Source organism: Pedobacter flavus (assembly GCF_036324285.1).
GTDB classification, from domain to species: Bacteria; Bacteroidota; Bacteroidia; order Sphingobacteriales; family Sphingobacteriaceae; genus Pedobacter; species Pedobacter flavus.
This window is the reverse complement of sequence record NZ_JAZDQU010000002.1, coordinates 252,174-276,445: the sequence shown is the minus strand read 5'-3', so window position 1 is coordinate 276,445 and position 24,272 is coordinate 252,174. Positions and strand designations below refer to the sequence as shown.

Annotated in this window: 23 protein-coding genes; 4 read left to right on the top strand and 19 right to left on the bottom strand. The window is 32.4% G+C overall.

All coding sequences use genetic code 11. The annotated features are described in order from the left end of the window. Window positions 1-30 precede the first annotated feature (30 nt). A complete protein-coding gene (locus VRU49_RS07210) occupies window positions 31-372 on the bottom strand; it encodes an MmcQ/YjbR family DNA-binding protein (protein WP_330146106.1) in 342 nt (113 codons plus the stop codon). A 46-nt stretch (window positions 373-418) separates the two neighbouring features. Between VRU49_RS07210 and mnmC2 the strand changes: the two genes are divergently transcribed. Then, window positions 419-1,078 carry a tRNA (5-methylaminomethyl-2-thiouridine)(34)-methyltransferase MnmC2 gene (gene mnmC2 / locus VRU49_RS07205; RefSeq protein WP_330146105.1) on the top strand — a complete coding sequence of 220 codons (660 nt, stop codon included), beginning with the start codon at window positions 419-421 and terminating at the stop codon, window positions 1,076-1,078. 2 nt (window positions 1,079-1,080) lie between these two features. After that, window positions 1,081-1,893: a nucleoside triphosphate pyrophosphohydrolase gene (gene mazG, locus VRU49_RS07200; protein WP_330146104.1), complete on the top strand. Its 813-nt coding sequence runs from the start codon at window positions 1,081-1,083 to the stop codon at window positions 1,891-1,893. Window positions 1,894-1,897: 4 nt separating this feature from the next. Here mazG and VRU49_RS07195 read toward each other — a convergent pair whose 3' ends face one another. Further along, entirely contained in the window at window positions 1,898-3,175 is a 1,278-nt protein-coding gene (locus tag VRU49_RS07195) for a DEAD/DEAH box helicase (RefSeq protein WP_330146103.1), read from the bottom strand. A 111-nt stretch (window positions 3,176-3,286) separates the two neighbouring features. On the opposite strand from VRU49_RS07195, the gene VRU49_RS07190 reads away from it, so the two are divergent. Next, entirely contained in the window at window positions 3,287-5,698 is a 2,412-nt protein-coding gene (locus VRU49_RS07190) for an alpha/beta hydrolase family protein (RefSeq protein WP_330146102.1), read from the top strand. A 33-nt stretch (window positions 5,699-5,731) separates the two neighbouring features. Here VRU49_RS07190 and VRU49_RS07185 read toward each other — a convergent pair whose 3' ends face one another. The 5 genes from VRU49_RS07185 to VRU49_RS07165 all read right to left on the bottom strand — a co-directional run bounded on the left by VRU49_RS07185 (window position 5,732) and on the right by VRU49_RS07165 (window position 11,624). Next, on the bottom strand, window positions 5,732-6,895 hold the full coding sequence (locus tag VRU49_RS07185) for an RsmB/NOP family class I SAM-dependent RNA methyltransferase (protein WP_330146101.1): 1,164 nt from the start codon (window positions 6,893-6,895) through the stop codon (window positions 5,732-5,734). Window position 6,896: 1 nt separating this feature from the next. Next, window positions 6,897-8,102 carry an ABC transporter substrate-binding protein gene (locus tag VRU49_RS07180; protein WP_330146100.1) on the bottom strand — a complete coding sequence of 402 codons (1,206 nt, stop codon included), beginning with the start codon at window positions 8,100-8,102 and terminating at the stop codon, window positions 6,897-6,899. After that, window positions 8,059-9,588, bottom strand: a complete 1,530-nt coding sequence (gene guaA, locus VRU49_RS07175) for a glutamine-hydrolyzing GMP synthase (protein ID WP_330146920.1) — start codon at window positions 9,586-9,588, stop codon at window positions 8,059-8,061. Before guaA ends, VRU49_RS07180 begins: the two co-directional genes overlap by 44 nt. A 77-nt stretch (window positions 9,589-9,665) precedes the next feature. After that, window positions 9,666-10,121 carry a deoxycytidylate deaminase gene (locus tag VRU49_RS07170; protein ID WP_330146099.1) on the bottom strand — a complete coding sequence of 152 codons (456 nt, stop codon included), beginning with the start codon at window positions 10,119-10,121 and terminating at the stop codon, window positions 9,666-9,668. A gap of 72 nt (window positions 10,122-10,193) precedes the next feature. Continuing rightward, complete coding sequence (locus VRU49_RS07165) at window positions 10,194-11,624, bottom strand: MFS transporter (protein ID WP_330146098.1); 1,431 nt, start codon at window positions 11,622-11,624, stop codon at window positions 10,194-10,196. Between the two features lie 147 nt (window positions 11,625-11,771). Here VRU49_RS07165 and VRU49_RS07160 point away from each other — a divergent pair, with 147 nt between their 5' ends. After that, window positions 11,772-12,401 (top strand): LysE family translocator, encoded by a 630-nt coding sequence (locus VRU49_RS07160; RefSeq protein ID WP_330146097.1) that lies wholly within the window; start codon window positions 11,772-11,774, stop codon window positions 12,399-12,401. Between the two features lie 19 nt (window positions 12,402-12,420). On the opposite strand, the gene VRU49_RS07155 is transcribed toward VRU49_RS07160, so the two are convergent. The 12 genes from VRU49_RS07155 to VRU49_RS07100 form a co-directional block, all read right to left on the bottom strand. After that, window positions 12,421-14,322, bottom strand: coding sequence for a class II glutamine amidotransferase (locus VRU49_RS07155; protein WP_330146096.1), 1,902 nt, complete (start codon window positions 14,320-14,322; stop codon window positions 12,421-12,423). Between the two features lie 34 nt (window positions 14,323-14,356). After that, a complete protein-coding gene (murI, locus tag VRU49_RS07150) occupies window positions 14,357-15,184 on the bottom strand; it encodes a glutamate racemase (protein ID WP_330146095.1) in 828 nt (275 codons plus the stop codon). Between the two features lie 52 nt (window positions 15,185-15,236). Continuing rightward, complete coding sequence (locus VRU49_RS07145) at window positions 15,237-15,800, bottom strand: OmpH/Skp family outer membrane protein (RefSeq protein WP_330146094.1); 564 nt, start codon at window positions 15,798-15,800, stop codon at window positions 15,237-15,239. Window positions 15,801-15,831: 31 nt separating this feature from the next. Then, complete coding sequence (locus VRU49_RS07140) at window positions 15,832-16,362, bottom strand: OmpH/Skp family outer membrane protein (protein WP_330146093.1); 531 nt, start codon at window positions 16,360-16,362, stop codon at window positions 15,832-15,834. Window positions 16,363-16,375: 13 nt separating this feature from the next. Further along, complete coding sequence (bamA, locus tag VRU49_RS07135; protein WP_330146092.1) at window positions 16,376-18,916, bottom strand: outer membrane protein assembly factor BamA; 2,541 nt, start codon at window positions 18,914-18,916, stop codon at window positions 16,376-16,378. A gap of 147 nt (window positions 18,917-19,063) precedes the next feature. Continuing rightward, window positions 19,064-19,804, bottom strand: a complete 741-nt coding sequence (gene uppS / locus VRU49_RS07130; RefSeq protein ID WP_330146091.1) for an undecaprenyl pyrophosphate synthase — start codon at window positions 19,802-19,804, stop codon at window positions 19,064-19,066. 24 nt (window positions 19,805-19,828) lie between these two features. After that, on the bottom strand, window positions 19,829-20,611 hold the full coding sequence (porG, locus tag VRU49_RS07125; RefSeq protein WP_330146090.1) for a type IX secretion system protein PorG: 783 nt from the start codon (window positions 20,609-20,611) through the stop codon (window positions 19,829-19,831). Next, complete coding sequence (locus VRU49_RS07120) at window positions 20,611-21,492, bottom strand: NAD kinase (RefSeq protein WP_330146089.1); 882 nt, start codon at window positions 21,490-21,492, stop codon at window positions 20,611-20,613. Before VRU49_RS07120 ends, porG begins: the two co-directional genes overlap by 1 nt. Before the next feature lie 8 nt (window positions 21,493-21,500). Next, window positions 21,501-22,163, bottom strand: coding sequence for a CBS domain-containing protein (locus VRU49_RS07115; protein ID WP_330146088.1), 663 nt, complete (start codon window positions 22,161-22,163; stop codon window positions 21,501-21,503). Beyond that, window positions 22,160-22,927: an alpha/beta fold hydrolase gene (locus tag VRU49_RS07110; protein WP_330146087.1), complete on the bottom strand. Its 768-nt coding sequence runs from the start codon at window positions 22,925-22,927 to the stop codon at window positions 22,160-22,162. Before VRU49_RS07110 ends, VRU49_RS07115 begins: the two co-directional genes overlap by 4 nt. 115 nt (window positions 22,928-23,042) lie before the next feature. Further along, a complete protein-coding gene (locus VRU49_RS07105; protein WP_330146086.1) occupies window positions 23,043-23,489 on the bottom strand; it encodes a GatB/YqeY domain-containing protein in 447 nt (148 codons plus the stop codon). Between the two features lie 21 nt (window positions 23,490-23,510). Next, entirely contained in the window at window positions 23,511-24,269 is a 759-nt protein-coding gene (locus VRU49_RS07100) for an SDR family NAD(P)-dependent oxidoreductase (RefSeq protein WP_330146085.1), read from the bottom strand. Window positions 24,270-24,272: the final 3 nt, after the last annotated feature.

Genomic DNA, 24,272 nt, shown 5'->3' with positions numbered 1-24,272 from the left:
CACCTTCAATTTACTGAAGGTGTTTTTTTATTATAAATATTTTTGTTGAATAGCTTTGCTCAACTTTTTAATAACAAGCGATCTACTATTTAAAATATAGGATTTTAAATCATTTTCAGGAAGCCTTTCAAATTCGTGAATAGAAATCCAATGCCTTTTGGCCATATGAAATGCTTGTGAAATACCAGGCTTCGCTACTTCTTCATCAAAATATTCTGGATCTATTTTTACATTAATAAGGTTAGGCGAATCTAGAGCGTATAAAAGAAATATTTTATTTTCCACCGTAAAGCACAATACCCCACCCCATTTTAAATCCTCAGTACTTCCTTTTAAGCTTAAACAGAAATCTCTAATTTCTTCGATATCCATAAAATTAATTTCGACATAAGTTAATCCCTTTATTTATTTTTGACAAATGAATTTATTAACCCTTACAGCAGATGGCTCCAATACCTTTTTCAACGAAAATATTGGCGAAAACTATCATTCTAAACATGGTGCTGTTCAGGAAAGTAAGCATGTATTTATTGATGCTGGACTAAAAAATATTTTAGGCAAAACTAAAAAAATAGAAATTTTTGAGGTGGGTTTTGGTACTGGCCTTAATTTTCTGTTGACTTTAGAAGAATGTTTAAACAACGATTGCGAGCTATACTACACCTCTTTAGAGCCATTTCCACTAACATTAGAAGATATTAAATTGCTCAATCATCACGAATTTGTATCAGAAGAAACATGGGCTATTTTTCAGAAATTATATAAAATAAATTCACCTCAAAACTCGTACAATAACATAAATCTCCATATTAGTCGAGCAACCTTAGAAGATTTTAATCCATCCTCTAAATTTGATTTGATTTATTTTGATGCCTTTTCAGTAAGACATCAACCAGAACTTTGGTCTGATGAAATCATCAACAAAACATGTTCCTTTTTAAAACCCTTAGGAATATTTGTCACTTATGCCATTACAGGTAAATTAAAAAGGGCGGTAAAAGCCGCTAACTGTACCATAGAAAAACTTCCTGGAGCTCCCGGAAAACGAGAAATGCTTAGAGCAACTAAAAACCTATAACAATGAGTCAGAAAAACCCAATTCCTCCTTCAGAAATATCGTCTGATAAAGCATTCTTAAGATTATTAAATGTTTTAAATACGCTTAGAGAACAGTGTCCGTGGGATAAAAAGCAAACTATGGAGTCGTTAAGGTATTTAACCATTGAAGAGACTTATGAACTGTCGGATGCCATTATGGACGGCAATTTAGACGAAATAAAAAAGGAACTTGGAGATGTTATGATGCATTTGGTTTTTTATGCAAGAATTGCGGAAGAACAAAAAGCCTTTAATATTACAGATGTATTAAATGGGGTTTGCGATAAGTTAATAAATAGACACCCTCATATTTATGGCGACATTAATGTTGAGAATGAGGAGGAAGTTAAACGAAACTGGGAGCAGATAAAGCTAAAGGAAGGAAAGGATAAAACTGTGTTAGGTGGCGTTCCTGTTTCACTCCCATCATTAGTAAAAGCTGGCAGATTACAAGAAAAAGCACGAGGTGTTGGCTTTGATTGGGAAAATAAAGAACAAGTATGGGAAAAAGTTGAGGAAGAACTAGCTGAATTTAAATCGGCTTATAATAACTCCTCTAACTTAGAAACCAATATGGAAGAAGCTGAAGCAGAATTTGGAGATTTATTATTTTCATTAGTCAACTATGCTAGATTCATTAAAATTAATCCAGAAAATGCGTTGGAACGAACTAATAAAAAATTCATACACAGGTTCCAACATTTAGAAAAAAGAGCTAAAGAATTAGGGAAAAATTTATCCGATATGACGTTAGCAGAAATGGATATTTATTGGAATGAGGCCAAATCTTTATAAAGATTTAGCCATATTTTTTCTTCTTATTCATTTTACGTTTATCACCAATACCATAATTAAATGTTTTAGAATTTGATTCTTTCTTTTTATGAAAAGCAGAATCTTCAGTTTCATTTTTGTTAATCGATTTTTTCGATTTGTTGCTTATTGATTTTAAACTATCTGGAACCTCTAGAAATTCGAATTTTTTTCCAATAGTATTTTCCAATCTTTTAAAATGAATTAGTTCAGCATCACTAATATAAAGTTGGATATTTACCGGAACTTCCTTTAGTGTTAAAATAGAAGACATAACATCTGGTCTATCCAATATTTCTAAATGTATACTTGGTAAGTTTTCAAGAATCGTATAATCCGGATTACTTTCGTGTGCAACTATTAAAATATTTAATTCTTCTACTTCATTGAAAATTTCTAATTCTTCTATCTCTTGTTGATGGAAATCTATTGGCCTAAATATAACCGTATTTAAATGCTGTACTTCTTTGTACAAATTTCTTGCAGATATTCTAGAGTTCACATAAAGCACCACTTTATTAGAAAAACTATCTTCCTTTAAAAAATAGTGCAACAAATTTATTTTTGTTTGAAAATTAAGCGCTTCGAAGACTTGAATATTATTCAAGGCAACATCACGGTTTAGTTCTTCTTTAACTTCAATTAATGTTGGGTCCTCTAAAAATGATGAAATTTGCTCTGATAATTTTCTGGTTAAAACAGAAGTAAATACTAAATATTGACATTTACCAGCACTTCTAGCTAATTCATTTATAGGTAATTGTTGACCCGCAGCTATTAATTCATCAGCATCATCTATAATAAAGGTTTGTAAACGATTCATATTTAAACCCAATTTCAAATAAACTGCTCTGGCTCTAGAAGGTGTAGCTACCACTACATCTATACCTTCCATTAACTCAGAAATTTCATTTTCCATCCCCCCGGTTCCAAATAGCCCTGTAATTCTTAACCCTCTATTTTTAGCTAATGTTTTAAATAATTCAATAACTTGGTTTCCTCGTTCCTGGTCTTTAACCAAAATCAACACTTTTGGAGCTTCATCCAAACTATATTTAAAACGCATTAATGTGCCTAAAATATAAGCTGTTGTTTTTCCAGATTCCGATGGTGCTATGGCTACAAAGCTTTGTCCACCAACAATCCTAGAAATAGTTTTCACTTGAATTTCTCGCGATTGTGCTAATCCTGCATCTTGCATAGCATTATGCAAAGATTTACTCAATTTTAATTCCTCTAATCCCAATTTATTTTTCTTTAACATACAAAAATAGTCAAATTAATTGGATACTATTTTAAAGCTTTTTACCTTTAATATTTTTGATACATTAAGGAATTGATATTCCTATTTACTAAGTTTATAAAAACGAACGATATGATTAAAAAATGGATCCCCAGTTTATTTTTTATAGCATTGTCTAGTGCCAGTTTTGCACAAGATGAATTAAGCTATAAAACACCGGCTAAAGAAATAACAGAACTGTTATTAGCAAAAGCAACCCCTTCAGTTTCTATTGACAATAAGGCTGAATGGATTTTATTAAGTGAAAGAAATTCTTTTCCTTCGGTAGAAGATTTAGCTCAACCTGAATATAAAATTGCAGGGATGCGCATTAACCCAAGAAATTATTCTTTAAGCAGACAAACTTATATTAATAACTTCTCTTTAAAAAACATCAAATCTAATACCTCTTTTAATATTTCTGGATTGCCTTCACCAATGAATGCAACTTCTACCAGCTGGAGTCCTGATGAATCTAAAATTGCTTTTGTAAACGTTGGTTTAACCGAAAACGACTTATACATAATAGATATCGCTACTAAAAAAGCAACTAAAGTAAATAAAAATCCAATTAACTTAATTTTAGGTGGAGGAGTTACTTGGATTGACAATTCTACTATTCTTTATAGAACTGCAATTCGTCCGGCAAATCAAGCACCTGTTAAATCGTTGATGCCAAAAGGACCAGTAATTCAAGAAAATTTAGGAAAAGTAGCTCCAAGTGCAACCATTCAGGATTTAATTAAATCTCCATATGACGAGCAATTATTTGAATTTTTTGCTACTTCACAGTTGGTAGAAAATAAAGATGGAGTTGAAACTCCAATTGGCAAACCTGCAATTTACACTTCTGTTTCTCCATCGCCCGACAAAAACTATTTAATGATTAGGGTAATCAATAAACCATTTTCTTATTTAGTTTCAGCTTCAGGATTCCCTTCTACTATTAATATTACTGATCGTAAAGGAAATGTAGTGAAAAAATTGGTTGATTTACCTTCAACCGAGGTTAGACCTTCTGGATACGATAACGTTCAAAATGTTCAAAGAAGTTTTAGCTGGAGAGATGATCAACCTGCAACAATTACATTTGTAAAACCATTAGATGGAGGTATTTTTAAAACTAATGTTGAATTCCATGATGCATTATACGCACTTCCTGCTCCGTTTACAGGAGAACCGGTTGAATTATTAAAAACTAAATCGAGATTCAGCGGAATTACTTGGGGAACTCCAGAATTTGCATTGGTTTATGAAAGTAATAGAACTAAACAAATGTCGGTTGTAAATAGATATAACCCTACTACAGGGGCTATGGAAGTTCTCTATGAAAGAAGTACTACCGATGCTTATAACAACCCTGGAACGCCTTATACCAAGAAAAATATTTATGGAAGAAATGTACTTTATTTGGTTGACAAAGGAACAAAATTATTAATGAATAATACTACTGGTGCATCTGAAAAGGGAGATATGCCATTCTTAGCTAAGTATGACCTAAAAACTAAGAAAAACGAAATTATATGGCGTAGTGCCCCTGGAACTTTTGAAACTGTTGATGAGATTTTAGATCCAGAGAAATTGGTTCTTGTTACCAGAAGAGAATCGCAAAAAGAAGTTCCAAATTACTATATCAAAAATTTAGTATTAAGAATTGCTGATCGTAAAATCACCGATTTCCAAAACCCATATCCTCAATTAGAAGGTGTAACCAAACAAAAAATATCTTATAAAAGAGCAGATGGCGTTGATTTAACTGGCGATTTATACTTACCAAAAGGATATAATAAAGAAAAAGATGGCCCACTTCCTGTACTTATTTGGGCTTATCCAAGAGAATTTAATTCAGCAGCAGATGCTGCCCAAATTAGAGGTTCTCAGGATAAATTTACTATGATTAGTTCTGGAGGTCCTTTGTTTTTTGTAACTCAAGGTTATGCAATTTTAGATAATGCAGAAATGCCAATTGTAGCACAAGACGGAAAAAGACCAAATGATAGTTTTGTAGAACAACTTCAATTAAATGCTGAAGCGGCAATTAATAAGCTTTCAGAAATGGGAGTTGGTGATAGAAATAGAATGGCTGTAGGCGGACATAGTTATGGTGCGTTTATGACCGCAAATTTATTAGCTCATACCAATTTATTTAAAGCTGGTATCGCGAGAAGTGGAGCATACAATAGAACATTAACGCCATTTGGATTCCAAAACGAAGACCGTACTTATTGGGATGCACCAGAATTGTATTACAGAATGAGTCCTTTTAGCTATGCCAATAAAATTAAAACACCAATTTTATTAATTCATGGCGATATGGATGAAAACCAAGGTACTTTCCCAATTAATAGTGAGCGTTTATTTAATGCAATAAAAGGATTTGGAGGAACCGCTAGGTTTGTTTTCTTACCTTATGAAGGACATGGCTATAGAGGTCAAGAAAATATTTTACACCAATTATGGGAAATAAATACTTGGTTAGACAAGTATGTTAAAAATGCCAAATAATAAAAAATCCCGCTTAGAAATAAGCGGGATTTTTTATTGCTTTATTAATCGGGCTACAAACATAGAATCTGCCTTTTCAGTATAGCCTTTAATAGTTTGCATCTGCTCTAATTTTAAAGGAAAATTTTCCACCAAATACTGAATTATATCTTCATTCTCCTTCTTAAAAACAGAACAGGTTATATAAATTAATGGCTTTCCAATTTTTAAATATTTTACAACATTACCGGATATAGATTTCTGAAGTTGATTAAATTGCTCAATCTTCCTTTCCTCAAAACTGGTTAACATTTCCGGTGTTCTACCCCATGTTCCTGAACCAGTACACGGTATATCGAGAACTATCCCATCAAATACATAATTGTGTAGTATCTGGTCATTATTTAATAATAGATCTAAAACCTTTGCTTGATATTTTTTTATTCCAAATTCAGCGAATCTAGAATTTAAATTATTAATCATGCTTTCTCTATTATCACTTACCAATAATTGAATTTTAGGCTCCTTTTGATGAAGCAATAACGATTTCCCCCCAGATGCCGCACAACAATCCCACCAATATTCGAAAGGTTTAGGGTCCATAAAATCTGCCGTAGTTTGAGAAGATAAATCTTGAATTCTATAGGCAATATTTTTTGGAATTAACATTTCCAATTTAGTACTATTTGGGAATGCAAGGGTTGTTTTACCTATGCGTCTATAATGAATCCCCAAGTCAATAAATATTTCTTCTATCTCAGAACTATTTTTTTCAGTTGATGCTATAAACACATCTGGTTGTGTTAAATGCGATAATTGAAATTCTTGTTGATCTATCCCTGGAGATAAATATCCAGACAATGGAAATAGCTGTGAAAGTTCAAAATCAGGATATTTTGCTTTTATTAAGTTAACTTTTTCAATTTTAGATAATGATTGTTGCGCTGTTAACTCAGGTAGAACTTTAGCTACAATTAGCGAATCAGTTTCGTTGCATAAAAAATCGGCGATTCCCAGCTTTTCTACATGATCTAAACTTTGAAATGAAGTACCTAATCTAAAATAACTATATACATATCTGCTTGCCCATCGCCTATCAGACGAACCCATTTTCTTATGCTGCTTATAATAATTAGGTAAGAACCTATGTAAGGGCATGTCATGTTTATACGCTTTTAAAATAGATTCAAAAGTACGTATCTGGTGTTCTACCTTCATTTTAGTTTACTGTATATAATTGAAGATTTTTATATCTCACTAAATTTAGTTCTATATTCATATATCCATAAGCTGGATCCTTTATAAACTTAAATTTATTATGCAATCCTTCAAATGTAAAGTTGTCTAAATGCCTAAAATAGTTGTCTCCATATTTAGCAATAAGTTCAGCAAAATACATCCCCGTATCATAGCCTTTAAATGAATACTCACTGGGCTCAAAGTTATATTTAGATCTATACCTTTTTATAAAATCTATAACTTTTAAATCTTTGTAATTTATAAAATATGATGTGGTTAAACCCACGTTTAACAGTTGTAGTTTTTCTATTGTATAATTTTGTTTTAGCCAATTAGGATGACCAAATACATCCATACTGATATCATATTTCCTTTTAAGCGCAATTAATTTATCAATAGTAGGTGCTGCCACTGCCCTATTTGAAGCACTGATTAATATAATATACTTTACTCCCTTTTGAATTTTAGTTTCAAATTCATTGATGTTTAAATACTCGCTAAAATCAAACTTAGTATTTAAGAATTGATGTCTTAACTGTTCACCAAATGGCTGATCACTATTCGCTTGATGAAGCAAAACGACTTTTAGATTCTCCGTAGCATAAGTCTTTTTAATAAACTTTGAAAGTTTATCAGCATGTAACTTAATATTTGGGTTAATAGAAATTAAGTGCTTTTTATTAAACTCCGATGGTTCTGATGCAGCTAAAGGAGAAACAAAGTATTTCTCACCTACATTAATTTGTTTTATATTTTCTGGGAATACTGGACCTACAATTAAATCACTCTGCTGTATAGATTCGCTAAATGCATGGCTTGATAGATTTTTACCTAATTGCTCACTATCCAAAACTTGCAATTGAAAATTTCTACCAGCTTCTGCTACTTCATTAACAGCCATCAAAAAGCCTTGATAAAAATCTATGGCCATAGTTGCATTTTCTAAACTAGAAGCGGTAGATAAAGTCGCCTTCTTTGCATTAAAAGGCAATATCAATGAAATTTTAGCAGGGCCATTACTATTTATATCTTTAGCAATGGCCTCTAAATTTTCTGTTTCTTGTTTAGTATCTACTTCATCTTTAGAAGGCCTAATTTTAGGGCTACAAGAGGTAAGAAATAAGACGAATAAAATAACTATTTTACTCCCACTCAATGGTCGCAGGAGGTTTCGAGCTAATATCATAAACAACTCTATTTATCCCTTTTACTTTATTTATAATTTCATTAGAAATTCGTGCTAATACGGGATATGGCAAATGGCACCAATCTGCAGTCATTCCATCAACAGATTCTACCGCTCTTAAGCAAATTACATTTTCATAGGTTCTTTCATCCCCCATAACACCTACCGATTGTACTGGTAAGAAAATCGCTCCTGCTTGCCAAACCTTATCGTATAACCCTTCTTCTTTTAAAATGTTTATATAAATTGCATCAGCTTGTTGTAGAATATCAACTTTTTCAGGCGTTACATCCCCTAAAATTCTGATCGCTAAACCAGGTCCTGGGAAAGGATGACGAGATAAAATAAAATCTTCAATCCCTAAACTTTTACCAACCTTTCTTACTTCATCTTTAAATAAAGTATTTAAAGGCTCCACAACTTTTAATTTCATAAAATCTGGCAATCCACCTACATTGTGGTGTGATTTTATGGTAGCAGACGGACCTTTTACTGAAATAGATTCAATTATATCTGGATAGATGGTTCCTTGAGCCAACCAAACCACATCTTTTACTTCGTGGGCAGCATCATCAAAAACCTCGATAAAAACTCTTCCAATTGCTTTTCTCTTTAATTCTGGGTCTTTTAGGCCAGCTAACTGACTTAAGAAGCGGTCTTTAGCATCTACTCCTCTAATATTAAGTCCCATGTGCTTGTATTGCTCCAATACTTGAGCAAACTCGTCTTTACGCAATAAGCCATTGTCCACAAAAATGCAATGTAAATTTGTGCCGATTGCTTTGTGTAATAATATTGCCGCCACACTAGAATCTACCCCACCAGATAAACCTAAAACAACTTTATCGTTGCCTAATTTATTTCTCAAAGAATTAATGGTCGATTCAATAAATGAATCTGGAGTCCAATCTTGTGAACATCCACAAATACCAACTAAAAAGTTCTCAAGTAATTTTTTACCATCAATGCTATGTGTTACCTCAGGATGAAACTGAATAGCAAACGTATTGGTGTCTTTAATATGGTAAGCAGCAACTTTTACATGATCTGTACTTGCAATAATTTCAAAACTTTCCGGAACTGAGGTTATGGTATCACCATGACTCATCCATACTTGCGAACCTACTGCGATTCCTTTAAATAAAGGATTAGAATTATTTAAGGTTTGAAGATTAGCTCTACCGTATTCTCTTGTATTTGAAGCCTCTACAGATCCTCCATTTATATGTGCAATATACTGTGCTCCATAACAAACAGCTAGAATTGGGTATTTATTCTGAATTTCCGTTAAATCTACTTGGGGTGCGTCTTCTTGTCTTACTGAATAAGGACTACCTGATAAAATTACGCCTTTTACTTCTCCATCAAATTGAGGAATGTTATTGAAAGGATAAATTTCACAATAAATATTAAGCTCTCTAACACGACGTGCAATTAACTGTGTAAATTGAGAACCAAAATCGAGTATAATAATCTTCTCTGCCATGGACAAATTTACCATTTTCCAAGGACATTTATGGGAAGATTAAATGAAAAATAATTAGAATTAGCTCAATTTTTCCCTTATTCAGGCAATTGATTAACTTCTACTCCAAATCTAGTTAAAAAATCTACACCTTCATCTTTAGGTATACCTTTGTAGGCTGCATAAGATTTTTGAAAATAAACTTTTTTAATACCAGATGTAAGTATAATTCTTGCACAAGAAATACATGGCGATAAAGTAGTATAAAGTGTAGCGCCATCTAATTTAGATCCATTTTTTATAGCGTATAAAATTGCATTTTGCTCCGCATGTAATGCCAATGAACAACTTCCTTTTGAATCTTTAGCACAGCCCGTTTCTGGCCACTCTTCATCACAATTATGAGTTCCTGCAGGTGGACCATTATAACCTATAGAAATAATACGTGTATCCTTTGTAAGTACTGCACCAACTTGCGCCCTCACACAATGAGATCGTGTGGCCAAATCTACAGCCAGGTTCATAAATATCTCGTTATAGGCCTTTCTAATCATTTTTAGTGTAAAATATACTGAATTGAAAAAGGAGGACACCAATTAAAGTATCCTCCCTAAATAATATAAATTTTAATGTCCGCCCGATACTTTAGTATCAAAGCTTATACCCTGAGATTTTAAGATATCTTTAACTCTCCAAGCATAAAATATTAAATATGCAAAACACAATACACCTACAATATAACTATATTGTATGCCTGTGTATTCCGATACATATCCTTGTAACCAACTAATAATACCTCCACCCATAATCATCATGATTAAATAAGATGATCCTTGACTGGTATTTTTTCCTAATCCACTTACAGCTAATGTAAATATACATGGCCATAAAGTACTACAGAATAATCCAACGCTAGTAATTGCATACACACTTAACATTCCGGTTGTAGACATTCCAATCAATAATGCTATTACTCCAATAATTGAAAATATCATTAACATTCTTGCCGGACTTCCCTTACTTATTATATCTGCAATGATTAATACTAAAATAATTAATCCATAAACGTAAAAATGTTGTAAGTCATGTTTTGCAATAAGATTTACTAGCAAAAACACGCCAAATGCTAAATATGGCGCAACAAATCTTAAAATCTGTTGTGTTTTTACATTACTTGTAAATGCTTCTACAGCACCAGTCCAACGACCGATCATCATACTTGCCCAATAAAGAGAAATGTATGGAGCTATATCTTTAATCGCAAATCCCAATTCCTTTTCCATGTATTCAGGTAAATTACTTGCCGTAGATACTTCAACACCTACATAAACAAAAATGGCAATCATACCTAATACCAATTGTGGGTATTTTAAGGCCGATGATTTAGATCCCGTATCATTAACCTCTACCTCTACCATTGCTGGGCGATCAGGAATAGATGAAAACTTCAAGAAAATTGCAACTAATAAAAAGGCAGCACCCAAAATTAAATAAGGCACTTTTACCCCTTCAATACTAATATGTGAATTACCACTTACTGCTGATCCAAAAATGGCAAAACTAACAATCAGTGGACCAATTGTAGTTCCTAAATTATTAATTCCTCCAGCCATAGTTAAGCGTTGCGAACCTGTTTGCATAGATCCCAATGCAATAGCTAATGGGTTTGCTACGGTTTGCTGTAATGAAAAACCAAACGCAACAATAAATAATCCTGAAAGCATTAATGGGAAAGATCCTAAATTTGCTGCAGGATAAAACAACAATGTTCCTATCGCCGAAATAGTTAATCCTAATGCTAAACTATTTTTATAACCTATTTTATTAATTAAATCTGTCTTAATTATTTTTGAAATAATTAAATAAATAATTGAGCCAACTGTATAGGCAATATAAAATGCAAGTGAAACCAATTGACTTTCACTCTGACTAAGTTTGAAAGCTTCTTTAAAAACTGGTATTAAAATATCATTACTTGCCGCAACGAATCCCCAAAAGAAAAAAACAGTTACTAATGGTATAAACTGCCCCCAATTGGTTTTTGTATTTTGTTCCATGAATAGTTTTTGGTTGTTTAAAAATAATTTTCGCTAAACATAAATAAAAATTATTGGTTCTTAAAGTCTATTTTATCACATCTTAAATTAAAATTGTTTTCAGTTTACCATAAAAATCGCATCTTGCGACCTGAATAAAACGTGAGGATGATTGAAGCAATATTACAAGGCATTTTGGCAGGAATAATTTTTTCCTTTCTAACTGGTCCTGTTTTCTTTTCAATGATAAAAACAAGTATTGAAAAGGGATTTAAAGCAGGATTATCGTTAGCAATTGGTGTTATTTTAAGCGACCTAATTTTTGTTGTTCTAACATTATACGGAACAAGTATTGTATCTATCAATGCTCAATACTACGAAGTAATTGGGCTATGCGGGGGTGCATTTTTACTCGGAATCGGATTATTTTATCTAATTAGAAAGGCTAAAGTCAATTATAATATTGCAGACGAAATTAAAGTCAAGAAACGAGGATATATTCTCAAAGGTTTCTTTATGTGCATATTATCGCCCACTACCTATATGTTTTGGATTATTGTAGGGGGTATTGTTTCAGCACAGTTGCATTATAATCTGGATCAAAAAATTGCTTTCTTTTTAACGGCTATGTCTACCCAATTTTCAGTAGATGTCGCAAAAACTTATTATTCAGCAAAATTAAGGCATAGAATAAATGAAAAAACATTAATTATCCTCAATAGAATTGCAGGCGTAATTATTATAATATTTTCACTCAGAATTTTTTTAGAACTAATTCTAAAACATTGGTACTTTTAAAATAATCAAAAGACTTAATTTAATAAGCCCTTTGATTATTTCCTTCTTTCCAATTTATAAATGCTTTATTAACTACCTTGTTTCCTCCAGGAGTTGGATAATTCCCAGAAAAATACCAGTCTCCAGAATGATCTGGACAAGCTATATGCAGATTATCTAAGGTTTGATAAATTACTTCTACCTCGGCATTTGTTCCTGCAGGGGTAATTATTTTAGTAATCTGAGCAGAAATTTCTTCATCAGTAAATGGTTCATAAATTTCCTTAACATGATTTATCATCTCTGTTTTTGGAAGTGATAATGAAGCCTTACATTTTTGATAAACATCCTCTATTAAAGACTCCATTCCTCTTTCCTTTAATAATTGAATAGCTGCTTCGAAAGCAACAAATTCACCCATCCTGCTCATGTCTATACCATAGCAATCCGGATATCTTATTTGAGGTGCAGAAGAAACAATAATTATCTTTTTAGGATGTAATCTGTCTATTATTTTAATAATACTTTGTTTTAAAGTAGTTCCTCTAACAATAGAATCATCTACAGCAACTAAAGTATCTTCATAATTATTAATAATGCCATAGGTAGTATCGTAAACATGCGCTACCATATCTTGCCTATCTGCATCTTGAGTAATAAAAGTTCTTAGCTTAACATCTTTAATAGCTAATTTCTCAATTCTAGGTCGAACACTTAATAATTCTGTAATTAAATCCTCTGTAAGCGATTCCTTATTTGCATTAAGTTGTTTTCTTAACTGTTCGGTAATATGATGATTTAGTCCTTCTACCAAGCCATAAAAAGATACCTCAGCAGTATTAGGTATGAATGAAAATACCGTATTCTTAATATCGTAATTAATCTTTTCTAAAATTTGCGAACATAATAATTGTCCCAATCTTTTTCTTTCTTTATAAATATCGGCATCACTACCTCTAGAAAAATAAATTCTTTCAAATGAACAAGCTCTTTTTTCGTCCGGTTCGCGATACATTTCTTCAGAAACATGTCCGTCCTTCTTAATGATTAGAGCATGCCCTGGTTTAATTTCTTTGATTTGATTAAACTGTATATTAAAAGCTGTTTGGATTGCTGGACGTTCTGATGCTGCAATTACAATTTCATCATCATAATAATAAAAAGCTGGTCTAATTCCGGCTGGATCTCGCATCACAAAAGCGTCTCCATTTCCAACAATTCCCGAAATTGCATAACCACCATCCCAATCTTTTGCAGATCTCTTTAAAATCTTTTGAATGTTTAGATGAGTCGATATTTTTTCTGTGATTTCAACATTTGTAATTCCTTCTTGTTTAAAGGAATCAAATAATTGCTGATTCTCATCATCTAAAAAATGTCCTATTTTTTCAAGAACAGTTACCGTATCTGCTTTTTCTTTTGGATGTTGTCCGAGCTCATATAATTGCTCTAATAATTCATCAACATTAGTCATGTTGAAATTACCAGCTAAGACCAAATTCCTTGTCATCCAATTATTTTGTCTCAGAAAAGGATGGCAATTTTCAATACTGTTTTTTCCATGAGTACCGTATCTTAAATGGCCTAATAAAACCTCTCCAACAAAACTAACATTGTTTTTAAGCCACTCAGCGTCTTTCATTAACTCTGGAGAGTTTTCTTGAATTGGGACAAACTTATTTTGGACGTATTCAAAAATGTCTGAAACCGCATTTTTTGCTTTGGAACGATAGCGACTAATATATCTGCTACCTGGTTTCATATTTAACTTAATAGTGGCTATGCCTGCGCCATCTTGACCTCTATTATGTTGTTTTTCCATCAGTAAATACAGCTTATTTAGGCCATAAAGTACTGTTCCATATTTTTCCTGATAATACGAAAGGGGCTTCCGAAGGCGGATGAATGCTATGCCACATTCATGCTTTATTTGTTCGCTCATTAACTAAGATGATGAGCTACAAATTTATTAAAAATTAACCAACTGTTACCTTTTCTGTATTAATTTCTTTGTCAAAAAATAGTGAGGCATGATTTTTAAAATCTAATTCACTCCCTGTGGTGCAAAACCGAACTGTAGAATTTTTGCTCAATTCCCTTTCTAATTCTGGATGACGATTTAAATAATCAACCAGACTATTGGCAACTATCTCACCCTGGGAAATAATTTTGACATCTGGAGAAACAAATTTTTTAATAGTTGGGATCATCAATGGATAATGCGTACATCCTAATAAAATAACATCTATTGAATTAGATTGAATAGCTAATTTTTTTAAATCCTTTTCAACAAAATAAGCTGCCCCTTCAGATAAATGCTCCTTATTCTCTATTAAAGGAACCCATAATGGACAACTTTGTTGATGAACTTTTAAATTAGGAAAAAAATGATTTATCTCTAAAAGATATGAACCAGACTCTATTGTACCTCTGGTACCCAAAACCGCAATATTTCCGGTTTTAGAATAATTACCAATGGTTTCTGCAGTAGGTCTTATTACGCCTAATACTCGCTTATGGGGATATCTATCTACTAAATCTTTTTGTTGAATATTTCTTAATGCTTTAGCAGAAGCCGTATTACAAGCTAAGATAATTAGCTCACAGCCTTGTTTAAACATCCACTCAACACACTCCAGTGTGTATTTATATATTACATCGAATGAATGGTCGCCATAGGGCGCACGGGCATTATCACCTAAATATAGGTAATCGTAGTCTGGCAACTTAGCTACTATTTCTTTGAAAACCGTTAAGCCACCTACTCCGGAATCAAAGACTCCTATTTTTAATTTTTTTTGCATAAAAAAAGCGTCCCGAATATTCGAGACGCAATTTATCAAATATCTATATAAATTAAGGTTTTGCAGTTAAAGCAATACCTAATTTAGTTTTAACTAGATTGGTAATATCATCACCTCCAGCCCAATAAATAACGGTTGGCGTTTGACCAGGTGCTGCAGCTAAATCAAAAACATAAGCATATCCTTTTTCTTTTGCTACTGCCATAATTGCATCATTAGCTTTTTTCTGAATTGGTGTAAATAATTCATTTTCTTTATTTGCTACCTCTTCTTCAGCTTTAGATCTTGCATCTTGAATTCTTTTTGAAAGATCTTGAAGCTCAGCATCCATTTGTTGTAATTCTTTTCCTACAACATCTTTGTTTGCTTCGCTAATTGTTTTTTGTTTGGCTAATGCTGCTTCATATTTAACTTGTGCTTCATTCGTCATTTTATCAATCTGATCCTGTTTAGTTTTAGAAAAAGATTGTAGAGTAGCTGTAGCAGCTTTTACTTCTGGCATCAATTGTAAAATTTCAGGAGAATTAATATGAGCAAATTTTTGTTGAGCAACTGCACTACTTGCCGTGAACATCATCACCGCACCAACTAAAAATAGGTTAATTAATTTTTTCATTTTTTCTTTGTTTAATATTTGTGTTAAGCTCTTAATTTACTACAGTCCCAGGTTTATAACCCAATTTAATAATTACTTCATTACTTAAATCGTAGGAACTATTCGCATATATCATCATAGTGGCATCACTACCTCTATCAAATACAAAATCAATATATTTAGATTTTGCCAAAGTCGCAATAGCATCAGACACTTTATTTTGAATAGGTTTAATTAATTCATTTCTCAACTTAAAAAGTTCGCCCTCTGGACCAAATTTTGATCTTTGAAACTCTTTCGCTTCCTTTTCCGTTTCTACAATTTCATTTTCTCTTCTTCTTCTAATCTCTTCAGAAAGTAAAACTTGATCAGCTTGATAAGACTTATACAATCTTTCAACTTCTTTAAATTTTAGCTCAACTTGAGTCTGCCATTGATTAGAAGATCCGTCTAATTGACTCAAAGCAGATTTATATTCTGGCATGTGCTTAAGTATATATTCAGAATCAACAAAAGCAAACTTCTGAGCAGATGCTCCAATCACTGAAAATAAAAATGCTATTAGAATTAAAATCTTTTTCATAATCAAAAATTTATTATAATCCTCCTAATTGCTGGGCTATACTAAAATGGAATTGGCCACCATTTGCATTAGGGTTTCCTGGAATTTTATCAAATCCATAACCATAATCAACACCTAATAATCCAAAAATAGGTAAAAATACTTTTGCACCTACACCAATAGATCTTCTAATGTTCAACGGATTAAAATCTGAAAACTTATTCCATGTATTTCCACCCTCAGCAAAAGTCACTAAAAAGGCAGTAGCTTGCTGACTACTCAAAACCGGATATCTAAACTCTAATACATATTTAGCAAAAATCGGACTTCCTGAATTTTGCGCAATGGTTTGATTTGCACCAAAAGGAATAATTGAATTGTTTGCATATCCACGCATTGCAATTAACTCAGAACCTTGTAAGAAGTCGAACCCTTGCATTCCATCACCACCTAACTTAAATCTCTCAAACGCTGATTGACCCACTGCTCTATTATATAATCCTAAGAAACCAAATTGAGCTTGTGCTTTAAATACCAGTTTCCCAGCCACTCTTTGAAACCACTGAGAATCAAATTTCCACTTATGGTATTCAGTAAACTTATATTTTTGCTTATCGGTTGCTGTCAAATAATTTACATTATTCAATAAAGAATAAGGTGGAGTTGCTTGAACTAAGAATTTAAAATAAGAACCATCCGTTGGGAAAATAGGATTATTTCTAGAATCCCTTGAAATTTCTTGCGTTAAGTTAAAGTTATATGAAGTACCTGATGAAAATAGGAAACCTGGATAATTGTTTAAAACGTACTGAGATGCATTAATTGAATAACTCAATCTAAACAAATCATCTGGCCATTTTAAACGAGTTCCCATAGTCACGGTAACACCATTCATTCTAATTTTAAAATAATCAGCGCTAGAAGATCTCAATCCATTAGACTGTAATGAAGTATAAGCACTTAATCCAAAATTAATTGGCTTATTTCCACCCAACCAAGGTTCCGAAAATGAGAAACTATATGATTGGTAAAACTTACCATTAGTTTGTCCTCTTAAACTTAATTTTTGGCCATCACCCTTTGGAAGAGGTTTATATGCTGAACCATTAAATAAATTTTTAAGAGAGAAGTTATTAAAGGTTAAACCTAAAGTACCGATTATTCTACCGCCACCAAATCCTCCAGATAATTCAATCTGATCAGAAGGCTTTTCTTCAACTGTATATTCAATATCAACAGTTCCATCAGCTGCATTTGGTATAGGTCTTGGATTAATTTTCGTTTCATCGAAATTACCCATCTGCCCTAAATCTCTCACAGTTGCAACTAAATCTCTTTTAGAAAACTTTTCTCCCGGTTTAGTTCTAATTTCACGCATAACAACGCGCTCATTGGTAATGGTATTACCCACCAATTTAATTCGGTTGTTTGTGTATTGTGGACCTTCAGAAATTCTCATTTCAATATTAATTGTATCCCCAATCACACTTGTTTGTACTGGATCAATATTGAAAGTTAAATATCCGTCATCTAAATAAATACTAGAAACGTCATCGCCATTAGTACTTCCATTTAATCTTTTCTGAAGTTTTTCTTCACTAAATACTTCTCCTTTTTCAATACCTAAAACACGACTTAAAAACTCAGTTGTATATTTTGCATTTCCAGCCCAAGTAATATCTCCAAAATAATATTTTGGACCTTCATAAATATCTATATCAATACCAATAGTTTTATCATTAATCCCATACACACTATCTCTTAAGACTTGAGCATCTCTATATCCTTTAGCGTGGATTTTTTCTATTAAGGTAATCTTGTCAGCTTCAAATTTTTCACGATTAAACTTTCCTGGACCAAACACTTTATAAAATGCTCTTTGTTTAGTCTTTTTAAGGAATTTTTTAAGCTTCGCATCGCTAAAAACTTTATTACCAGTAAAATTGATTTGGTTAACTTTTACTTTGTTACCTCTATCAACTTTAACTTGTAAAAAGACCCCATTTTCTTGATTTGGATCTGGCGTAGTTGAAAAACTAACCTTTGTAAAGAAATAACCCTTTTCCTGAAGATATTTGGTAACAATATTGGTTGTATAATTATAAATTTCAGTATTTAGAATAGTCTTACCTGCTTTATTAGAAAGTTTTTCTTGTAGTTCAGTATTTTGAGATTTACTAACTCCGCTAAATTCAAAAGCGATAAGTCTAGGTAATTCTACCACATCAAACTCAAAATAAACCGTATCATAGTTAATTTTGGTGATGGATAACTTAATATCATCAAACAATCCTTGACTCCATAGATTTTTTATAGCATTTGAAGTAGCTTCTCCTGGTAATGTGATTCTTTCTCCTTCGGTTAATTTTGAAAGTTTAACCAACACACCTTTGTCTAGGTATTGTGTTCCTTGTATAGTAGTACCTCCAATAATAAATTCTCTTGGACTAAAATAATCCAAATCCAACCCGTCAATTTTGTATGATGGCATCTGTTGTGCAGGCTGTTGTCTAATCTGAGAAAAAGCGGGTATTGTAAATAAAATTAAAGCAAAAAGGCTATATATTTTTTTCATCAGGGTTTGTTTTCGTATTCAGTAGGATAACATCCAAAATTTGAATGTATTATTGATAATTTATTTATCAATTCCTTTTTGTGTATTAATCTAAAAAATCGCTACTAAGATACTTTAAAGGCTTGTTAAAAAGTGTTAAAAGAAAAATTAGTTAAGTTGTTCACTGGTTTTGCCAAATCTACGTTCTCTTTTTTGATAGTCAACAATTGCTTCAAAAAGATTCTCTCTTCTAAAATCTGGCCAAAGTGTTTCAGTAAAATATAATTCCGTGTAAGCAAGCTGCCAAAGCAGGAAATTACTTATCCTATTTTCGCCACTTGTACGAATCATTAATTCCGGATCAGGAATACTTTGTGTGGTTAATTCTTTTGAGAATGTTTCCTCATTTATATCGTTAACATCAATCGCTCCATCTTTAACTTTTAAAGCTAGCTTCTTGGCAGCTTCCAAAATCTCCCATTTAGAACTATAACTTAAGGCTAACGTTAAGGTACATTTACTATTATGCGATGTTTTCTCCATTGCAGAACTTAGGTCTTCAATGCATTTTGCTGGCAATGAAGCAATATCACCGATTGCATTTAATCGGATATTATTCTTACTAAGCGTTTCAGTTTCTTGATTAATAGTGGAAATTAATAATTCCATTAAGGCATTCACCTCTTCAATGGGTCTGTTCCAATTTTCTGTTGAAAATGCATAAACAGTTAAATATTTAACTCCAATTTCTACGCAACCTTCTACTATATCTTTAACAGATAATACACCGCTTTCATGACCAAAAACTCTAAATTTGCCCTGATTTTTGGCCCATCTGCCATTACCATCCATGATTATCGCAATATGTTGCGGTACCTTATTTAAATCAATCTGTTCTTTAAATCCCATGCTAATTTTCCATACGTCTAAATATTAATAACATCTAGAGCTTACAAAGGTAAAAGATATGCCTAATCCTACAAACATATAACGATCTCTTTTTCTAAGATCTCCCCTTTGTGTTCTATAATTACCAATATAGTTATTTGTTTTCTCGCCAGATCTATCTGAAAGAGCCCGGCTTAAATCGTCTAATTTAAACTTATCTGGATATAAACCACTTACATCGTCTAAATAATCTGTGAACGTTTCTCTAAATCCAACCTTAGCATTAAGCTGAATTTTTTCATTTAATGCTAATCTCGCTCCCACTCCATAAGGAATTACAATTGCGTTTGTACGATATGGTACATCCCGTCCTTCTGTATTTAATTCAGATAAGTTATAACGTTTTCCATTGTAAGTGGTTGTAGGCTGAAAAAATACAACGCCTACTCCAGAATAAATAAACGGCGTAAATTTACTTTTGCCAATTCCCTGCATAAATTCAAAAAAATTGAATTGCATGTTAAAGTTTACTTCATTTAAATTGGTGTTAACATTTAAATTTCGTTGTTTATAAATTTCATTCGAATTTTTTGAATCGTCCGCTTTAAAATTACCGAAGTTATATTCTAAAGCTAATCCAAAATAACCATCAAAATCTCTTTTAATATATACGCCCGCATGTACTCCGCCAATTTTTAATGTATTATCTGGATTCAGATCGCCAATAAACGAAGTATTTCCAATAGTTTTCCCAATCTCCCATTGCTGAGCATAACCCGAAAACTGAATTCCAGTTATAAAAACAATCGAGAAAATGAAAAATTTCATTAATAATTTCTTGTATCTATTCCCCAAAGCAATTTGTTTCTTAACGTAGTTAAATAGCTTTCATTATTTAATCTTACTAGATTAAACGTAAAATGGGCTTTATTTAAAATTATTTTCACTGTTCTTGCAACAGTTGCCATTCTACTATCACATGAAATTAAAAATTTTGTACTTCGAGCTTCAACTTCAAATGCCAAATTTACTGTATCAGGAACCAATAAAGGTCGAACATTTAAATTATGAGGTGCTACTGGAGTAATTACAAAATTTTCTGCACTTGGGTAAATAATTGGTCCGCCGCAACTTAATGAATAAGCCGTGGATCCGGTTGGAGTTGCCGTGATTAATCCATCAGCCCAATAAGAGTTTATAAAATCTCCGTTCATGTAGGCATGAATGATCATCATGGCAGAATTATCTCGTCTGTGAATGGTAACATCATTTAAGGCAAAATTTTCACCGTCAAATAAGTCCAACCCAGATTCAATATTCAATAAACTACGCTTATCTAAAGTATAATTTTTGCAAATAATGGCCGTCACAGCATTTCTTATTTCAGCTTTATTTATACTCGCTAAAAAACCCATTCTACCAAAATTTATTCCCACTACAGGGGTTCCAGAGTCTCTTACTAGAGCAACTGTATCTAATAAAGTACCATCACCTCCTAAACTTATTAAAACATCTGTTTCACTAGATAAGCGGTCTGATTTTGAAAAAACATTGACTTTTAAGGGCAATTTTACCTTATCCTTAATAAATTCATAAAATTTATCAAAAACTAATATCTCAATACCATGTTCTCCCAATACATCAAAAGTTTCTTGAACTGACGGAAGTACAGTGTTATTAAATTCCCTACCATAAACAGCTATTCTCATAGTTCTATTTATACATTTAAATAATTCATTAATGAATCATATCGATCATTTGAATCGCCTGAGTCATTACTAGAATTATATATTTCCACAATTTGATAATTATACCTCTCCAATCCTGCAACAATTGTGGTTAAATCTGTTCTATTTATTTTTATTGTAACCCTAACCCGTGTTGAATCTTTAAAATCCTGCACATAAGACGACAATATTTTTGCTTGTTCAGCCTCTATAATTTGAGCAATATAAGCCAATGAATGGTTGTGCTCTTGCATTTCTATCACTATTACGCCCCCACTTTCATTTATCCCGATTATTTCTGCACACTTCTCTAAAATTGAAGTTAATGTTATATATCCAAGATACATCCCTTGTAAAGAAACAACAGGGATTAATGATAATTTATATTCATTTGCAAGCTTTAAGACTTCAAAAAAGTGAACATCTTCTTTTACACACCAATCTTTATGAAATATTGAAAAATCTCTCAAAAGGGCATTTTTATCAGAAATTTCGATTAAACTATCTTCAGTAACCACCCCTATAAATCGGCCTTCAGATACCACAGGTAAATGCTGTACTTTAAAATCATTTAACCAAAGTAAAGCTTCCTGTACAGAATCTGAACATTTTAAAGGACTTATAGCTTGTGATACTAATGAAGAGGCTGTCATTTTAAAAGTATTCTTGAAAGAAACTTTTCTAAGTAAGCATTAAAAATTTCAGGTTGTTCCATCATCGGCGCATGCCCACATTTATCAACCCAATTTAATTCTGAATTGGGTAATAATTGATGAAATTCTTCGGCTACCTCAGGTGGTGTTACTTGATCTTGTTTACCCCAAATTAAGGAAACCGGAATTGTAATCTTATGAAGCTCTTTAGCCATATTATGACGGATAGCAGATTTTGCTAAAGCCAAAATCCTAATTACCCTACCTCGGTCATTAACGGTTTTAAAAACTTCGTCTACTAGTTCCTTTGTAGCAGTTTTGGGGTCATAAAAGGTAAACTCTACCTTCTCTTTTATATATTCATAACTTTCTCGTTTTGGAAATGACCCACCGAAAGAGTTTTCATACAAGCCAGAACTTCCTGTTAAAACCAATGCCTTAACATATTCTTTGTGACTAATTGTAAATACCAAACCTACGTGTCCACCTAAAGAATTACCGACTAATACAAACTGATTAAGCTTTTTATATTTCACAAATTTATGCACGAATTTACTTAAGCTTTTTACACCTAAAGTAAGTAAGGGTTGTTCATAAATAGGTAAAATAGGTACAATAACCCTATATTTTTGTTTAAAATAATCAATCGCCCATTCCCAATTACTTAATTCTCCCATCAAACCGTGTAGTAGCAATAAAGTCTCCCCTTCAGTCCCTGCTTCTACATAGCTAAAACCATCTTCATGTATTTGTTCGTATTTCATATTTGTTCCATCTTAAAAAATGGTTTGCTACTAAGTTAATAGAGTAAAATTAAATAGCCTAATAAATTACCGACTTTTTTAAAGTAAAATATGTAGAAATATTTAATAGTAAATTTTAAGAAAGCAAACTTTTTACTATTTCAGCAATCAACTTGCCATCGGCTTTTCCAGCGAGTGCTTTATTTGCCGCTCCCATTACTTTGCCCATTTCTTTTTGGGTAGCGCCACCCATTTCTTGAATTATATTTTCAATAATCACCTTAATCTCATCCCTTGATAATTGAGCAGGTAAATATTGTTCAATTACAGAAATTTCTTCTTGTTCTATATTGAATAAATCTTCTCTACCTTGACTTTTATAAATATCTGCAGATTCTTTACGTTGTTTAACCAATTTTTGTAATAGCTTAATCTCTGTTTCTTCATCTATGTCTGTAGAAGCACCTTTTTCTGTTTTAGCTAATAAAAAAGCCGCTTTTATTGCTCTCAAGCCTCTTAATTTTGCTTGGTCTTTAGCCAACATGGCTGATTTTATTTCTTGATCAATTGAATTTGATAACATGTCTTACTTTCTTTTAATTTTTTAATCTCTCTTTACAATTGCAGCTGTTGCTTGTGCAGTAGGCATAATTAACATGTCGTTTATATTTACATGTTTAGGCCTACTAATTACAAACTGAATAGCATCTGCAATATCTTTTGCATACAATGGCTCCAACCCTTCATATACCTTCTTTGCCCTATTTACATCACCTTTAAATCTAACCACCGAAAATTCAGTCTCTACCATTCCAGGATGAATAGCAGTTACTTTTATACCATAAGGTAGTAAATCAATCCTCATTCCTTGCGATAATGCATCAACGGCGTGTTTAGTAGCACAATAAACATTCCCATTTAAATAGACTTCCTTTCCTGCAATTGAACCAATGTTAATTATATGCCCTGTTTGCGCACTTACCATCCATTCAGAAACTATCCTAGAAACATATAATAAACCTTTAACATTGGTATCTATCATGGTATCCCAATCGTCAACATCGCCAGTATCAATAGAATTTAAACCCTGACTTAACCCTGCATTATTTACCAAAATTTGAACTGATTTCCATTGAGCTGGTAAAGCGTTTAATAAATAGGAAATATTTTCCTTATCCCGAATGTCGGCAACAATTTTTTTTACTTGAATATTGAATTTAGACGTAAGCTTATCACTTAGCTCAATTAATTTATCTTCCCTTCTTGCCAATAAAATTAAATCATATCCTTCGGCAGCTAACATTTCGGCAGTAGCCTCTCCTATTCCAGAACTGGCACCAGTAATTAATCCTATTTTATTCATATT

Bases quoted from the DNA above. Each gene is read 5' to 3' on its own strand.
- VRU49_RS07210 (WP_330146106.1), bottom strand. From the start codon at position 372: ATGGATATCGAAGAAATTAGAGATTTCTGTTTAAGCTTAAAAGGAAGT.
- mnmC2 (WP_330146105.1), top strand. From the start codon at position 419: ATGAATTTATTAACCCTTACAGCAGATGGCTCCAATACCTTTTTCAAC.
- mazG (WP_330146104.1), top strand. From the start codon at position 1,081: ATGAGTCAGAAAAACCCAATTCCTCCTTCAGAAATATCGTCTGATAAA.
- VRU49_RS07195 (WP_330146103.1), bottom strand. From the start codon at position 3,175: ATGTTAAAGAAAAATAAATTGGGATTAGAGGAATTAAAATTGAGTAAA.
- VRU49_RS07190 (WP_330146102.1), top strand. From the start codon at position 3,287: ATGATTAAAAAATGGATCCCCAGTTTATTTTTTATAGCATTGTCTAGT.
- VRU49_RS07185 (WP_330146101.1), bottom strand. From the start codon at position 6,895: ATGAAGGTAGAACACCAGATACGTACTTTTGAATCTATTTTAAAAGCG.
- VRU49_RS07180 (WP_330146100.1), bottom strand. From the start codon at position 8,102: ATGATATTAGCTCGAAACCTCCTGCGACCATTGAGTGGGAGTAAAATA.
- guaA (WP_330146920.1), bottom strand. From the start codon at position 9,588: ATGGCAGAGAAGATTATTATACTCGATTTTGGTTCTCAATTTACACAG.
- VRU49_RS07170 (WP_330146099.1), bottom strand. From the start codon at position 10,121: ATGATTAGAAAGGCCTATAACGAGATATTTATGAACCTGGCTGTAGAT.
- VRU49_RS07165 (WP_330146098.1), bottom strand. From the start codon at position 11,624: ATGGAACAAAATACAAAAACCAATTGGGGGCAGTTTATACCATTAGTA.
- VRU49_RS07160 (WP_330146097.1), top strand. From the start codon at position 11,772: ATGATTGAAGCAATATTACAAGGCATTTTGGCAGGAATAATTTTTTCC.
- VRU49_RS07155 (WP_330146096.1), bottom strand. From the start codon at position 14,322: ATGAGCGAACAAATAAAGCATGAATGTGGCATAGCATTCATCCGCCTT.
- murI (WP_330146095.1), bottom strand. From the start codon at position 15,184: ATGCAAAAAAAATTAAAAATAGGAGTCTTTGATTCCGGAGTAGGTGGC.
- VRU49_RS07145 (WP_330146094.1), bottom strand. From the start codon at position 15,800: ATGAAAAAATTAATTAACCTATTTTTAGTTGGTGCGGTGATGATGTTC.
- VRU49_RS07140 (WP_330146093.1), bottom strand. From the start codon at position 16,362: ATGAAAAAGATTTTAATTCTAATAGCATTTTTATTTTCAGTGATTGGA.
- bamA (WP_330146092.1), bottom strand. From the start codon at position 18,916: ATGAAAAAAATATATAGCCTTTTTGCTTTAATTTTATTTACAATACCC.
- uppS (WP_330146091.1), bottom strand. From the start codon at position 19,804: ATGGGATTTAAAGAACAGATTGATTTAAATAAGGTACCGCAACATATT.
- porG (WP_330146090.1), bottom strand. From the start codon at position 20,611: ATGAAATTTTTCATTTTCTCGATTGTTTTTATAACTGGAATTCAGTTT.
- VRU49_RS07120 (WP_330146089.1), bottom strand. From the start codon at position 21,492: ATGAGAATAGCTGTTTATGGTAGGGAATTTAATAACACTGTACTTCCG.
- VRU49_RS07115 (WP_330146088.1), bottom strand. From the start codon at position 22,163: ATGACAGCCTCTTCATTAGTATCACAAGCTATAAGTCCTTTAAAATGT.
- VRU49_RS07110 (WP_330146087.1), bottom strand. From the start codon at position 22,927: ATGAAATACGAACAAATACATGAAGATGGTTTTAGCTATGTAGAAGCA.
- VRU49_RS07105 (WP_330146086.1), bottom strand. From the start codon at position 23,489: ATGTTATCAAATTCAATTGATCAAGAAATAAAATCAGCCATGTTGGCT.
- VRU49_RS07100 (WP_330146085.1), bottom strand. From the start codon at position 24,269: ATGAATAAAATAGGATTAATTACTGGTGCCAGTTCTGGAATAGGAGAG.